The sequence below is a fragment of the Pseudomonas alkylphenolica genome, from assembly GCF_004025535.1.
Lineage (GTDB): Bacteria > Pseudomonadota > Gammaproteobacteria > Pseudomonadales > Pseudomonadaceae > Aquipseudomonas > Aquipseudomonas alkylphenolica_A.
In genome coordinates, this window is sequence record NZ_QJRG01000048.1 from 326,999 (window position 1) to 341,520 (window position 14,522).

13 protein-coding genes are annotated in these 14,522 nt (G+C 61.3%); 9 read left to right on the plus strand and 4 right to left on the minus strand.

Features of this window, described 5'->3' with window-relative positions:
- The first annotated feature begins 104 nt into the window (after nucleotides 1-104).
- The 7 genes from DM813_RS22100 to DM813_RS22130 all read left to right on the plus strand — a co-directional run bounded on the left by DM813_RS22100 (nucleotide 105) and on the right by DM813_RS22130 (nucleotide 8,873).
- A complete protein-coding gene (locus tag DM813_RS22100; RefSeq protein ID WP_128325529.1) occupies nucleotides 105-4,286 on the plus strand; it encodes an autotransporter outer membrane beta-barrel domain-containing protein in 4,182 nt (1,393 codons plus the stop codon).
- A gap of 155 nt (nucleotides 4,287-4,441) precedes the next feature.
- Complete coding sequence (locus tag DM813_RS22105; protein WP_128325530.1) at nucleotides 4,442-4,636, plus strand: hypothetical protein; 195 nt, start codon at nucleotides 4,442-4,444, stop codon at nucleotides 4,634-4,636.
- Between the two features lie 171 nt (nucleotides 4,637-4,807).
- Nucleotides 4,808-4,975, plus strand: a complete 168-nt coding sequence (gene napE, locus DM813_RS22110) for a periplasmic nitrate reductase, NapE protein (RefSeq protein WP_128325531.1) — start codon at nucleotides 4,808-4,810, stop codon at nucleotides 4,973-4,975.
- Between the two features lie 33 nt (nucleotides 4,976-5,008).
- Nucleotides 5,009-5,269, plus strand: a complete 261-nt coding sequence (locus DM813_RS22115; RefSeq protein ID WP_128325532.1) for a chaperone NapD — start codon at nucleotides 5,009-5,011, stop codon at nucleotides 5,267-5,269.
- Nucleotides 5,266-7,770, plus strand: a complete 2,505-nt coding sequence (napA, locus tag DM813_RS22120; protein WP_128325533.1) for a nitrate reductase catalytic subunit NapA — start codon at nucleotides 5,266-5,268, stop codon at nucleotides 7,768-7,770. Before DM813_RS22115 ends, napA begins: the two co-directional genes overlap by 4 nt.
- Before the next feature lie 11 nt (nucleotides 7,771-7,781).
- The gene (locus tag DM813_RS22125; RefSeq protein WP_128325534.1) at nucleotides 7,782-8,267 is read left to right on the plus strand and encodes a nitrate reductase cytochrome c-type subunit; all 486 of its coding nucleotides are present in this window, start codon (nucleotides 7,782-7,784) and stop codon (nucleotides 8,265-8,267) included.
- Nucleotides 8,268-8,276: 9 nt separating this feature from the next.
- The gene (locus DM813_RS22130; protein ID WP_128325535.1) at nucleotides 8,277-8,873 is read left to right on the plus strand and encodes a cytochrome c3 family protein; all 597 of its coding nucleotides are present in this window, start codon (nucleotides 8,277-8,279) and stop codon (nucleotides 8,871-8,873) included.
- Between the two features lie 10 nt (nucleotides 8,874-8,883).
- Here DM813_RS22130 and DM813_RS22135 read toward each other — a convergent pair whose 3' ends face one another.
- Both DM813_RS22135 and DM813_RS22140 read right to left on the minus strand, forming a co-directional pair.
- Entirely contained in the window at nucleotides 8,884-9,336 is a 453-nt protein-coding gene (locus DM813_RS22135; RefSeq protein ID WP_128325536.1) for a YMGG-like glycine zipper-containing protein, read from the minus strand.
- A gap of 118 nt (nucleotides 9,337-9,454) precedes the next feature.
- On the minus strand, nucleotides 9,455-9,772 hold the full coding sequence (locus DM813_RS22140; protein WP_128325537.1) for a DUF2388 domain-containing protein: 318 nt from the start codon (nucleotides 9,770-9,772) through the stop codon (nucleotides 9,455-9,457).
- A gap of 160 nt (nucleotides 9,773-9,932) precedes the next feature.
- On the opposite strand from DM813_RS22140, the gene potE reads away from it, so the two are divergent.
- Together potE and DM813_RS22150 are read left to right on the plus strand one after the other, a co-directional pair.
- Nucleotides 9,933-11,270 (plus strand): putrescine-ornithine antiporter, encoded by a 1,338-nt coding sequence (gene potE / locus DM813_RS22145; protein WP_128325538.1) that lies wholly within the window; start codon nucleotides 9,933-9,935, stop codon nucleotides 11,268-11,270.
- Between the two features lie 14 nt (nucleotides 11,271-11,284).
- The gene (locus tag DM813_RS22150) at nucleotides 11,285-12,175 is read left to right on the plus strand and encodes an amino acid ABC transporter substrate-binding protein (protein WP_128325539.1); all 891 of its coding nucleotides are present in this window, start codon (nucleotides 11,285-11,287) and stop codon (nucleotides 12,173-12,175) included.
- Nucleotides 12,176-12,193: 18 nt separating this feature from the next.
- On the opposite strand, the gene DM813_RS22155 is transcribed toward DM813_RS22150, so the two are convergent.
- Nucleotides 12,194-13,486, minus strand: coding sequence for an NTP/NDP exchange transporter (locus tag DM813_RS22155; RefSeq protein WP_128325540.1), 1,293 nt, complete (start codon nucleotides 13,484-13,486; stop codon nucleotides 12,194-12,196).
- Nucleotides 13,487-13,492: 6 nt separating this feature from the next.
- Nucleotides 13,493-14,413 (minus strand): aldo/keto reductase, encoded by a 921-nt coding sequence (locus DM813_RS22160; protein ID WP_128325541.1) that lies wholly within the window; start codon nucleotides 14,411-14,413, stop codon nucleotides 13,493-13,495.
- Nucleotides 14,414-14,522: the final 109 nt, after the last annotated feature.

Below are 14,522 nucleotides of genomic sequence, written 5' to 3' on the forward strand. Positions count from 1 at the left end.
AGCACAGCCTTCAGCAAAGCTCCTACATGCGGCTAAGGCGACTCCTACAGAGCAATTCACTGCCTAGGCAGACACTTCCAAGCATACATTTGTTGGAGGTTGCCATGAAACACATCACCGAGCGTGCACTGCCTCTGGACCACCTGGTACATAACCACCTGGCCCTGGCAATCAGCCTGATTCTGGGCACCCTGTGCTACCTGCCGATCCACGGTGCACAGGCCGAAGACGCAGCAATCACCGAGCGCCAGGACGAGTTTGTGCCTGCGCTGGTCAGTTTGAACATCGGCCATCCGTCGTTGATGGGATTACTCGGCGTTCCTGCGCCGGTCATCGTCACCGTGGCCAACGGCGTGGGCATTACCAGCGGCGCCGTGGACAGCTCCAGCGTCAGCCTGCGCGCCGCCAACAGCACCGGGGTAAAAGCCGGCACTGGCGTGCAGATCAGCTTCCAGCAAGGCAGCGTTGCCAACGGCGCGGTCACCGCGGCCACGGCCAATGGCCAGAAAGGCCTGGTGGCCGAGGATGGCGGCACCCTCAGCGGCACTGGCGTGCGCGTCGAGATGCTCCCGAAAACGGCACTGGGGGTTGCCTTCAACACCAACAACATGACCGGTGTCATTGCTCAGAATGGCGGGGTGGTCACACTCGACAACAGCCAGGTGAGTATGGGCGGCGTCTCTGGTAGCAACAATGTGGGGATTCTGGCAAGTGGCAGCGGCAGCACCATCGACTTCAGCGGTGGCGCGATCAGTACCCTGGCCAAGGGTTCCGTCGGCGTACTGGCCAAGGATGGCGGTAGCATTGCATTGAGCAAAGGCACCACCGTCACCACCACTGGTACCGTCAGCGGCGCCAACATCAGCCATGGCCTCAAGGCTGAAAATGGCAGCCACATCAGCGCCAGTGACGTGACGGTCAATACCAGCGGTGCCGCCGCCAGTGGTGCCCGTGCCGAGGGCGGCAGCACCATCGCCCTCACCGACAGCACCTTCAATTCCACCAATGCCGCCACCAGCACCACGACTACCGCGGTATTGCATGCGCTGGACGGATCCACGATCACTGGCAAGGGCCTGGCGGTGACGACCAGCGGCAATTACGTCGGCGGCGTCCGCGCCGAGGCCAGTACCATTTCCCTCAGCAACAGCCGCGTCAACGTCACTGGCGCCGGTGTCGTCACCAACCCTGCAGCCGCCGCCAGGGCGATGGCCGGCGGCAGCCTGGTCATCGACAAAAGCGTCCTGGCCGCGCAAGGCATGTACGGTCACGGCATCTCGGTCGAAGGTGCCGGCAGCCAGGCGCAGGTGTCCAACAGCGAAATCTCGGTGCTCGGCGCACGCTCGATCGGCCTCAACGTGGTCGGCGGCGCCCAGGCTCAGGTCAGCAAAAGCCAGATCGCCGTCGATGCCCTCAACGCCACCGGCCCATGGGCGCCCGGCGTGCTGGTGGAAGGCGCAGGTTCGACCCTGGTGCTCGATGACAGCCAGGTGCGCACCTCGCAAAAGTCCAGTTACGGCATCAACGCAGGTGACGGCGCCCACATCGCCATCCGCAATGGCAGCGTCAGCACTCAAGGCAATTATTCGGCCGGGATCAGTGCTGGCAATGCCACCGTCACCGCCGACAACGTCAACGTCTATACCTCCGGTAACGACAACGCCATGGGCGTGGTCGCCAACCTGAACGCCACGGTAATTCTCAATGGCGGCACCGTTACCACCAGCGGTAACGGCTCTCCCGTGCAGTCCAACCTGACCTTCCCGCATGCCCTGGCGTCGCGCAACGAAGGTGCGCTGCTGATTGCCAACGGCACCCACTTGCTGACCACCGGCCAGCAAGCTTATGGCGTAGCTGTAGATGATGGCGGCAGTATGCAGCTCAATGGTGTGTCGGTAAAAACCGAAGGCGATCGCTCCATTGGTCTCTACGCCGGCATCGGCGGGCCCAAACCCGGCAGCGTGGTGCTCGACGCCAACAGCGTGACCGTCGAAACCCTGGGCGCCAACGCCGCCGGTGCCCGGGTCAGCCGTAACTTCAAAGACGCACAGACCGCCGTGCTGAACCTCAAGGACTCGAGCATCCGCACCCACGGTGACAACTCGGCCGGCCTGCAGGCTGAACGCGGAGGCGAACTGCATGCCGACAACAGCGTTGCCAGCACCAGCGGCGCCGGTTCCCACGGTGTATTGGTCAGCGGCATCCCCAGCTCGGCCACCCTGGGTCAGGCGAGCGTGATTACCCAAGGTGATGGCTCGCACGGCATGCTGGTCAAGGACGGCGGCCAACTGCGCGCCGACCAGTCGACGGTCAGTGCCGCCGGTGACAACGCCTCGGCCCTGTCCCTGCAAGGCACCGCCGCCGGCATCAGCGAGGCCGACCTGAGCAGCACCGTGCTACACAACCTGCACGGCGCCACCGTGGCCGTCGAGGGGCTGGCCGACATTACGTTCGAGGATGTCATTGCCGGCGGCAGCGGCCAGTGGCTGCATGTCGATGCCGGCACCCTTGACCCAGGCCTGGCAACTATCAGCCTTGCCAGCTCCCAGGTAAACGGCGCCGCGACTACCGCTGCGGGCAGTACCTCGAACCTGACCCTGAGCGACACCAGCCTGTGGAAACTCACCGGCAACTCGAACCTCAGTTTTCTGCGCAATGACAACAGCCTGATCGACTTCAGCGCACCCACTGGTGGCAGCTACAAAACCCTCACCGTCAACCAGTACCAGGGTGAAAACGGTACCATCGCCCTCAATACCTACCTGTATGACGACCAATCTCCGTCCGACAAACTGGTCATCGATGGCGGCCAGGCAACCGGCAGCAGCAACCTGCAGATCAAGAACGCCGGCGGCCCGGGCGCCCTGACCACGGGCAACGGCATTCAGGTGGTGGACGCCGTCAACGGTGGTACCACCCAGGACCAGGCGTTCAGATTGCTCAGCCGGGTCAAGGCCGGCCCGTATGAATACACGTTGCACCGGGCGAGTCTGGACGACAGCAATGGTCAAGCCTGGTACCTGCGCTCGACCCAGGATGCCACACCTGTTGACCCGACTCCTGTTGATCCAACACCTGTTGACCCAACACCTGTTGACCCGACTCCTGTTGACCCGACTCCTGTTGACCCGAATCCTGTTGACCCAACGCCGGTTGATCCGACTCCTGTTGACCCAACACCTGTTGATCCAGCGCCTGTTAACCCGATTCCTGTCGACCCAGCGCCTGTTGATCCAGCACCTGTCGATCCGGCACAGGTCAACCCGGCACCAAAACCCACTCCCGCTCAGGTACCCAACTACCGCCCGGAAACATCGCTGTACAGCGCCATCCCCGGCATGACCCTGCGCTACAGCCGCATGCTGGTCGATACCCTGCACGAACGGATGGGCGAAGAAGTGCGCAACGCCTTCGACCCACTGCCGGCCGAAGCACAAAGCGACTACGGTCCGTCCCTGGGCTGGGGTCGTCTGATTTATGGCCAGGGCGACCAGAGCCTGAGCAACGGCAGTGCCTATGACTACACCCAGCAGGCCTTCCAGGTCGGTGTTGACCTGTACCACGGCGAGGACACCGATGGCAGTACCGACCAGGCGGGGATTTCCCTGTCGGCCGGCAAGATCGCCGGTGACATCGACCATACCGACGGTAGCGCCGCTGGTGATGCCAAGGTGCGCTCTGTTGGCCTGGGTGCCTACTGGACCCACTTCGGCCCGGCCGGCTGGTACCTGGACGGTGTACTGCAGTTCAATCACTTCGACATTGAAGCCCGTCCGCAGGACATGCCGCGCTTCAAAACCAAGGGCAAAGGCATCACTGCCTCGCTCGAAGCCGGTTACCCGTTCAAACTGAACAAGGACGAGTCACTGAAGATCGAACCCCAAGCCCAGGTGATCGTCACCCGGATCAAGCTCAATGACAGCCACGACGAGGCCTCCGACGTACGCTTCGAGGACGTTGATTCACTGACCGGACGCCTCGGGGTGCGGATCGACAAGGACCTGTTCCGCGAAGACGACAAGGGCAAGCTGCACCGTACCAACATCTGGGTACGCCCAAGTGTCTGGCACGAGTTCAAGAGCCAACCGAAAACCGAGTTCTCCTCCAACGATGGTTTTGTCCCCTTCACCACCAACCTGGGGGGTACCTGGACCGAGGTGAACCTGGGCGTGGACTATCAAGTGAGCGAGAAAACCACCATCCACGTCTCGGCCGGCTACGAAAAAGGCCTGGATAACGACAGCCACGGCTATGAAGGAATACTGGGGCTCAAGGTCAAATTCTGAACCTTCCCGCTTGCGCACCTTCCGGGGCCCGACACGTTCGGGCCTTGTGCATGTGGAGGATAAAATGACGGGCGGTTCGTTCGCCGGGCTAGCGCAATCGGGCAACACTCAGTTACTGTATATACATACAGCAACCCATCGAGTGAGTGAAGACCATGACCCCTCATGACGAAGACTTCGGCGAGATCGCCTCCCCCATCCTGGTCGAGATGTGGAAGCACCAGGTGGTGCTGATGACCAACGAAACCGAGTACCTGAACCAGGAACTGGTCAAGGCACGGCAAAACATTGCCAAACTGGTCGAGATCAACGAAGCACTGCAGAACCAACTACGGGGTATCCCACAGTAGTCATTTCGCAACTCGCATTAATTATCACTCTATTTAGCATTACCACTAGACACCAACTTGCTGTACTCCTTGATCTGAAGCAATAGTTCCGCCGGTCTGATTAAGTGGCTTTGATTTACCTTGCAACATGTGTGGTCTACGCTCAATCCAGACCTGCCTGGAGTGCGTTCAATGCCAACGGCTGAAGAACAAAAACCTGTGCGTCGCAAAGAGGCCTTGTTGTTCGTCTTCCTCGTCGCCTGCCTGTTTCCCCTGCTGTCGGTGGCGATTGTCGGCGGCTACGGGTTCATCATCTGGTTTTTGCAAATGCTCTATGGCCCGCCTGGGCCTCCGAGCTGATAGGCACCCGATTGTGTCTGTTGGAGTCAGCATATGGACAACACGCTGCACATCGCCAGCCTTGTAGTACATGCCCGCCCGGAACTGTTCGATGCAGTTAAAGCCAACTTGCGCCTGCTCGATGGCCTGGAACTGCATCAGGAAAGTGCCGCCGGAAAGTTGGTGGTGGTACTTGAAGCCGATCACGAAAATCAAATACTGCAACGCATCGACCAGATCAACAATTTGCCGGGCGTTCTCAATGCGGCGTTGATCTATCACGAACTCCTCGACCCCGCCGGAGAGATCGAATGAGCATGACCCGCCGTGAGTTCGCCAAGGCCCAGGCTGCCGCCATTGCTGCTGCTGCGGCCGGCCTGCCGATCTATACCACTGCCAGCAACCTGATTACCGAAGCGGACATGGTCACGCTTGACTGGAACAAGGCGCCCTGTCGTTTCTGTGGTACCGGTTGCAGCGTCATGGTCGCGACCCGTGACAACCGGGTGGTGGCTACCCACGGTGACGTCAAGGCCGAAGTCAACCGGGGCCTGAACTGCGTCAAAGGCTACTTCCTGTCGAAGATCATGTACGGCACTGACCGCCTGACCCAGCCACTGCTGCGCATGAAGAACGGCCAGTACGACAAACAGGGCGAGTTCCAGCCGGTCAGTTGGGAAAAAGCCTTCGACATTATGGAAAGCAAGTTCAAGGAAGCCTTGAAAAACAAAGGCCCCAGTGCAGTCGGCATGTTCGGTTCCGGGCAATGGACGGTGTGGGAAGGTTACGCGGCCAACAAACTGATGAAGGCTGGTTTTCGCAGCAACAACATCGATCCTAACGCGCGCCACTGCATGGCCTCGGCGGTGATGGGCTTCATGCGCACCTTCGGCATGGACGAACCGATGGGCTGCTACGACGACATCGAAGCGACCGATGCCTTTGTGCTTTGGGGCTCGAACATGGCCGAAATGCACCCGATCCTCTGGAGCCGGGTCACCGACCGCCGCCTGAGCCAGCCGACCGTCAAGGTCGCGGTGCTGTCGACGTTCGAACACCGCAGCTTCGAACTGGCCGACATCCCGATGGTGTTCAAGCCCCAGACCGATCTGCTGATCCTCAACTACATCGCCAATCACATCATTGAAAGCGGCGCGGTAAACAAGGACTTCATCAGCAAGCACACGCGCTTCGCCAAGGGCGCCGACGACATCGGCTACGGCCTGCGTCCGGACAACCCGCTGGAGACCAAGGCCAAGAACGCCGACAAGGCCAACACCTGGAGCGACATCGACTTCGAGCAGTTCGCCGCTTTCGTTCGCCCCTATACCCTGGAGCGCACCGCGAAAGAGTCCGGCGTGCCCGCCGAACGCCTCAAGGCGCTGGCGGAGCTGTATGCCGACCCCAAGCGCAAGGTCGTGTCGTTCTGGACCATGGGCTTCAACCAGCACACTCGCGGCGTATGGGCCAATAACCTGATCTACAACATCCATTTGCTCACCGGCAAGATCAGTGAACCCGGCAACAGCCCCTTCTCGCTCACCGGGCAACCTTCCGCCTGCGGCACCGCGCGTGAAGTCGGAACCTTTTCCCACCGTTTGCCCGCTGACCTGGTGGTGACAAATCCCAAGCACCGTGCCACTGCTGAAAAGATCTGGAAGCTGCCTGAAGGCACCATTGAGGAAAAGGTCGGTTTCCATGCCGTGCAGCAAAGCCGCATGCTCAAGGATGGTGTGCTCAATGTCTACTGGACCCAGGCCAGCAACAACATGCATGCCGGGCCGAACATCATGCAGGAAGTGCTGCCAGGTTGGCGCAAGCCGGAAAACTTCGTGATCGTCTCCGATGTGTACCCCACCGTCTCGGCCCAGGCCGCTGACCTGATCCTGCCCAGCGCCATGTGGGTAGAAAAGGAAGGCGCCTACGGCAACGCCGAGCGCCGCACCCAGTTCTGGCACCAGCTGGTCAGTGCACCAGGCGATGCCAAGTCGGACTTGTGGCAACTGGTGGAGTTCTCCAAACGCTTTACCACTGATGAAACCTGGCCGGCCGAGCTGCTGGCAAAAGCCCCGCAATACAAAGGCAAAACGTTGTACGAGGTACTGTTCAAGAACGGCCAGGTCGACCAGTTCCCGGTTGAACAGCTGGAGGCTGGTTACAAGAACGACGAAGCCAAGGCCTTTGGATTTTACCTGCAAAAAGGCCTGTTTGAGGAATATGCCCAGTTTGGCCGGGGCCACGGTCATGACCTGGCGCCCTTCGACCAGTACCACAGCGAGCGTGGATTGCGCTGGCCGGTGGTCGATGGCAAAGAAACGCGCTGGCGCTACCGCGAAGGGCTCGATCCTTATGTCGAAGCCGGCAGCGGTGTGCAGTTCTATGGCTACCCGGACAAGAAGGCAATCATCTTCGCCCTGCCCTACGAGCCACCGGCTGAGGCCCCGGATGACGAGTTTCCCTTCTGGCTCAGCACCGGCCGGGTGCTTGAACACTGGCACACCGGCACCATGACGCAACGGGTCGAGGAGCTCTACAAGGCGGTGCCCGACGCACTGGTGTACATGCACCCTGATGACGCCAAAGCCATGAACGCGCGGCGCGGCAGCGAAGTGAAGCTGATCAGCCGCCGCGGAGAAATTCGTGCACGCATCGAAACCCGAGGCCGCAACAAGCCACCGCGTGGCCTGGTGTTTGTGCCGTTCTTCGATGCCAACAAATTGATCAACAAAGTCACGCTGGATGCCACCGACCCTATTTCCAAGCAGACCGACTACAAGAAATGCGCCATACGCATCGAGCTGATCAGCGTGGCCTGAGGAGATCCATCATGCCTTTTCGAATCGTGCCGTTGCTGTTGCTTGCTGTGGTTGGCCTGGCCATCGCCGCCGACGTCGACTACCCGCTCGATGCCCCCGGGCCCGACGGCCGCCGCCCGGGCGGCACGCTGACCCAGAGCATGCCGGCCCCGCCGCTGGCCAATGATGAGAACAATGACCTCAAGCGCGAGCGCAACTACCCGGACCAGCCGCCGACCATTCCCCACAGCATCCGTGGCTACCAGATCGACAAGAACGGCAACAAATGCCTTTCGTGCCACAGCCGCGCCAACAGTGCCCGCAGCCAGGCGACGATGATCAGCATCACCCACTACATGGACCGCGATGGCCAGGCCCTGGCCGCAGTGTCACCACGTCGCTACTTCTGCAACCAGTGCCACGTGCCGCAAAAAGAGGTGAAGCCATTGGTGGGCAATACCTTCGAAACCATCGACAAAATCCTGCAAGACGACGCCAACGCTGCGAACAAACCTTGAGGAGGCGCCATGAAAGCTCTGTTCGCCCTGCTTAAGGAGTACTGGGGCATCCTCTGTCGACCGAGCGTCTATTTCAGCCTGGGGTTCCTGACCCTGGGCGGTTTCATTGCCGGGATCATATTCTGGGGCGGTTTCAACACCGCACTGGAAATGACCAACACCGAGAAATTCTGCGTGTCGTGCCATGAAATGCGCGACAACGTCTTCGTCGAACTCAAGGACACCATCCACTACAGCAACCGTTCCGGTGTGCGCGCCAGCTGCCCGGACTGCCACGTCCCCCATGAGTGGACCCACAAGATTGCCCGCAAGATGCAGGCTTCCAAGGAAGTCTGGGGCAAGATCTTCGGCACCATCGACACCCGCGACAAATTCGTCAACCTGCGCCGCGAACTGGCCGAGCACGAATGGGCGCGGCTCAAGGCCAACGACTCGCGAGAATGCCGCAACTGCCACAACTTCGAGTTCATGGACTTCACCCGCCAGAGCAAGCGTGCAGCGGCCATGCACTCGACGTCATTGGCCAGCGGCCAGGCCACCTGCATCGACTGCCACAAAGGCATCGCCCACAAACTGCCCGACATGCACGGGGTAAAAGGCTGGTAGCCCTGCGCTGTCAGGGCGTTACCTGATAACCCTTGCCCTGCAGGCAACTGGTGTACGCCGTGGCGCTGTTGGTTTCGTTGGTCCTGCGCTGCTCGCGGCGCTCCTGGCGCTGGCGCGAACCACCAACGACCATGCCCGCAGCGGCGGTCTCCTTGGCGCGATTCTGCCGGTAATCCTGTTTCACGTCGTCATCGACGCGATCGTAGACTTCATCATGCTGATTGCCCCTTACCTGGGCACCTGCCGCACCGGCTGCGGCACCTACCGCTGCGCCTTTGATGCGCCCACCGGAAGGTGTCGAGGCGCTGCTCGACGCGCTGTTGGCAATGTTCTGGCATTCGCTGATGTCGGCCTGGGTTTGCTGCTGACTCTGGCCCTTGGTCGGCACAACGGTTTGCGCAGTGGCCTGAAAGCTGCACAACGACAACGCAACACACAGGCTGAGTGACGATGACCTGAACATGATGACCTCCTGAACCCTGAGCAGCCTTTGACAATCAAGCTGCCAGGATCAGTGTAATGCTCAAGAGAGCGCATCAACCTGAATGCCGCTCGGCGGTGCAACCGTCAGCGCATGCACTTCAACGTTCACCACCCAACGTATCCTGGGCCAGAATCGCCCGGGCAATGTCTTCGTCCGAGGCTTTGAGCCCCGGGTGCTCCTGACGGACGCGCTGCATCATCGACTCCAGGTAAACCCCGCGTATGGCGCCGTTACTGGCGATGAACGAAGACGCATCGTCACGCGCCGGGATGATGCGCTTGTCATCTTTGAAGGTGGAATACAACGAGGCGGACACGCCAGCCGAAGTGGCAACATCGCCAGCGTCGACATCGGCCAGGGCCGAGCCGATGGGCAGGCAGACTACGAGCGAAGAAACAAGCAGTAAACGACGCATAACGGTGCCTCCAGAAAGAGAGTCCCTACACCCCATAGGATGTCGGCCAACCGTCAGGAGTTCCCCGGTGAAAAAACCGCCCTTCCCCCCTGCGTGCCCTCCTGCCGTCACGCAAATGGCCTATACCCAATAAGCCACGCATCACACATCAGGGGCGACTATGGCCGGTTCTGGAAAAAAAATGACCCTCGTCGGGCTCACCACGCTGGTGACCGTCAACATGATGGGCTCGGGAATCATCATGCTGCCCACCAGCATGGCGCAGCTGGGGGCGGTCTCATTGCTGTCCTGGGTGGTCACCGCCATCGGTTCAATGGCCATCGCCTACAGCTTTACCCAGTGCGGGGTGTTTTGCAGCCGCTCCGGCGGACTGTCCGCCTACACCGAGGAGGCCCATGCCAAATCGGGGTTCTTTCTGTGCTCCTACCTGTATTTCCTCTCCCTGGCCATTGCCAACGTCGCCGTGGCGATCTCGGCGGTGGGCTACATGACTGCGTTCTTCCCCTGGCTGGGCAGTGGCGCGATCGCTCTATGCGTCGGGACGGTCGGGCTGATCTGGCTGACCATCCTGGCCAATTTCGGCGGCCCGAACATCACCGGCAGAATCGGCGCGATCACCGTCTGGGGGGTGATCATTCCCGTGGCCGGGCTGAGTGTGATTGGCTGGCTCTGGTTCGACAGCGCCGTGTTCACCCAGGCGTGGAACCCCAATGAACTCCCCATCTGGGAAGCCATCGGCAAGACCATCCCGCTGACCCTCTGGGCGTTTCTGGGCATGGAGTCCGCAGCCCAGGCCTTCGATGCCGTAGAGAACCCCAAGCGCAACGTGCCCCTGGCTTGCCTGTTCGGCACCCTGGGAGCGGCGGTGGTCTATGTGCTGTCGACCACGGTGATCCAGGGCATCGTGCCCAACCTGGAACTGGCCAACGCCTCAGCGCCGTTTGCCCTGGTCTACGCGAAAATGTTCAACCCGCTGGTGGGTAACATCATCATGGTACTGGCGGTAATGGCCTGCGTCGGTTCATTGCTGGGCTGGCAGTTCACCCTGGCGCAAACGGCGAAAATGACCGCCGACCAGGGGTTGTTTCCCAAACTGTTTTCCCGGGTCAGCGCACGCAATGCGCCGATCCTCGGCATGCTGGTGTGTGGTGTGCTGCAAACGGCGATGGCGCTGTCGACCATCTCGCCCAATGCCAGCGCCCAGTTCGGCAAGCTGGTGAGCCTGGCCGCAGTGACCAACCTGATCCCCTACGTCACCGCCCTGACCGGCCTGCTGCCGATCATGCACAAGGCCAGGGTCAGCCCGGCTGTGTACAGCCGCAATACCCTGGTGCTGCTGGTGGCGGTGGGTTACTCCCTGTACGCCCTGTACGCCTGCGGGATGGAGGCGGTACTCGGGGGGGCGCTGGTGCTGGCCTTCGGGTATTTGCTGTATGGCTTCCTGGCCAAGCGCTTTATCGTTCAGCAGGCGGCCGTCGAACGTGCCGAATTACCGTGAAGGGAGTACAGGGTATGACGCCCCGCCTTAACCGATTGGCCTGTCTGCTTGCCCTGCTGCCGGTCCTGGCCCAGGCAAGCACACTTGAACACATACGCGCGCACAACACCCTGACCCTGGGCTACCTGGCCGACTTCGCCCCGTTCAGCACAGAGGACGGCGACCAGCCCCGTGGCTATGCCATCGAGCTGTGCCAGAAGGTGGCCGAGCAGGTGAAAACCACATTGACGTTGCCCGCCCTGCAGGTACGGTACCAGGCCGTCACCCTGGCGGACGAGATCGAGGCCGTGCGCGCCGGGCATGTCGATCTGCTCTGCACCCCCACCGTGCAAAGCCTTGAACGGCGCAAGGCTGTCAGTTTCTCCATTCCGGTCTACACCGCAGGCGTTACGGCAGTTGTGCGCAAGGATGCCCCTGCCCCTTTACTCAACGTGCTCAACGGCAAGCCGGCCAACGACGGCCCGACCTGGCGCGCGACGGTCAACCGTGGCCTGACCAACCAGACCTTTGCGGTAGTTGCCGGCGGCGTCACCGAGCAATGGGTCCGCCAGCAGTTGCAAACGCTCGGGGTGATAGCCAGGGTGATTACCGTGCCCGACAACGAGGCCGGGCTGGGCGCCATTGCCCAAGGCAAAGCCGATGCGTTTTTCTCCGAGCGCATGCTGCTCAAGAACCTGTTGGCCCGGCATGCCGAGCTGGATTCCCTGATGCTGGTCGAACGCATTTATGAATCCGCACCGGTGTCGATGGTGCTGCCCCGGGGCGATGAGGACTTTCGCCTGCTGGTCGATACCGTGATCAGTCAGGCGTACCGTTCGGGTGAGATCGAGCAGGCCTATGGCTCATACCTGGGCGGCACCACTAAAGCGATCAAGCGCACGTTCAAGGTGTATGCCCTGCCTTGACCAGGCGGCGCGGTGGGGTTAGCGGTCACTTGGAGCGCCTTGCTGACCCGCACCTTCGCGATTGCGCTGCTCGCGCCCCAACCATAGCCCGGTCAGCGCCCATACCAGTGCGATGACAGCCCCCATCAACATCGCCAGGGCCGGGTGGTCCGCCACCAGGTCCAGCCCACGCTTGACCCACCCGCTCAGCGCATCGCCACCTCGGTAAACCACGGTGTCGGTGAAGTTCTTGGCTTTGTATTTCTGCTCCGGTGCCACCACGGTGTAGAGCATTTCCCGACCGGGTCGTACCAGGGCGTATTCGCCTACCCGGCGCACCACCATCACCAGTACAAACAAGGCAAACACCGGTGCCACCGCCAGCCCGACAAAGCCCACCACCATCACCAGCGGTACCGCCACCAGCAATACGCCAACCCCGAGCTTGCGCGCCAGATGGCCGGTGATGAACACCTGGGTGAGGATCGACAGAAACTGCACCAGGCTGTCGATCAGGCCGAACACCTGGGTCTGTTCGGTCCGGCTGGTGAAATGCACAGCCACCAGCCGTGCCTGCTCGAAATACAGGAACGTGCTGACACTGGCCAGCAGTACCACGAACACGGCAATGGCCAGCAGATAGGGCGAGCGGAACACCTCGCTGGCACCGGCAAAGGGATTGCCGCCCAGCGGCCGCGACCGCGGCAATTCAACATCCGCCGGCAGTGGATGGCGATCCCGGAAACGTTGCAGGTACACCCCTGCGGCGATGCTGCCGGTGAGGCAGGCAGTGGCCAGCAGCACCAGCCCGCCATGGCCGATCACCCCGACCAGTGCAGTCCCCAGCAGCGGCCCGACCAACCCGCCGAAACTGGCGCCGCCAGCCAGCAGGCCGAACAGGCGTTTGGCTTGCTCGCTGGACAACACATCGGCGAGCACGCTCCAGGCCAGGGAAATGGTCAGCAAATTGAACATCGACAACCAGATATAGAACGCCCGCGCACTCCACAGGTTCTCGGGTTGCAGGGTAAACAGCGCGGCAAACACCAGCAGGTTGCTGGCCAGAAACCCGTAAGTCCACGGCAGGATGCGCCGACGTTGTACCTTGGATGCCAGCCAGCCGAACAACGGCAACGCAATCAGGGTCAGTACGAAGGTGCCCGTGAACAGCCACTGCAGGTTCTCGACCCCGCCCGCCACGCCCATGGTTTCGCGTACCGGACGTAGCATGAAGTAACCAGTGAACAGCAAAAAGAACAGGGTCAGCCCCGCAACGACAATCGGCGCTTCACCGTCTCGGACGTTGAGCAACCGCGCACCGGGGCTGGCCATGACGGCTCAAGCGAACTGTTTGATCAGCTGATCGCGCTGGGCATCGCTCAGCAACGGCCCGCTACCAGCCTTGAGTTGGTCGAGCTGGCGGTCGGGCCGGCTGGTGGCCGGGATCACCGCCGTAACCGCCGGATGACTGATGGCGAACTTGAGGAACAATTGCGCCCAGCTGCCGATACCCGCTTCACCCGCCCAGGCCGGCAGGGCCTGGCCCTTGACCCTGGCAAACAACCTGCCGTCATCAAAGGCGCGATTGATCAGCACGGCCACGCCCTTGTCCTGGGCCAACGGCAGGACGGTTCGCGCCGCAGCAGGCGAATTGACCGAGTAGTGAATCTGAATGAAATCCAGTGCCTCGTTGCGCAGGATGCGCTCCAGTTCATCCAGGCCGCTGTCGACATAATGAGTCACGCCGACATAGCGGGTCAGGCCCTGGGCCTTGAGCTCGCGGGCGTAGGGCAACTGACGCTGCCAGTCGCGCAGGTTGTGGATCTGCAGCAGGTCGACCTTGTCGGTGCGCAGGCTGCGCAAGGTGCCAGCCCATTGCGCTTCGGCAGCGGCGCGGCTGTCGGCGGCAATCTTGGTCGCCAGGAAGGTGCTGGCGCGCCATCCACCCTCTTCCAGCAACCGGCCAAGAATGGCGTCAGCGCCGCCATAGTTGGGCGAGGTATCGATCACTTGACCGCCGCCGTCGAAAAACACCTTGAGGACCTGCTTGAGCTGCTGGTACTGCGCAGAATCCGCTTCGACTTCAAAGCTGCCCGAAGTGCCAGCGCCAACCACCGTCACTGACTCACCACTAGCGGGAATCTTGCGTTTCAACAGGTTACTGCTGTTCTGGGCAAATGCCGTGCCCGGCAGGTTAAGGCAACCCAGTCCGGCAACCAGGGTGGCACTGGCAGCGAGAAAGCTGCGACGGGTAGGCATGGCGGTACTCCTCCGAAAGTGAGTGGGCCAAAGAAAAAGATTAGCCCTGGTACCTTGTGACCGCTCCAGCAATCGTATCGGCATGTGTAATGACCGCAAAGAGTACATT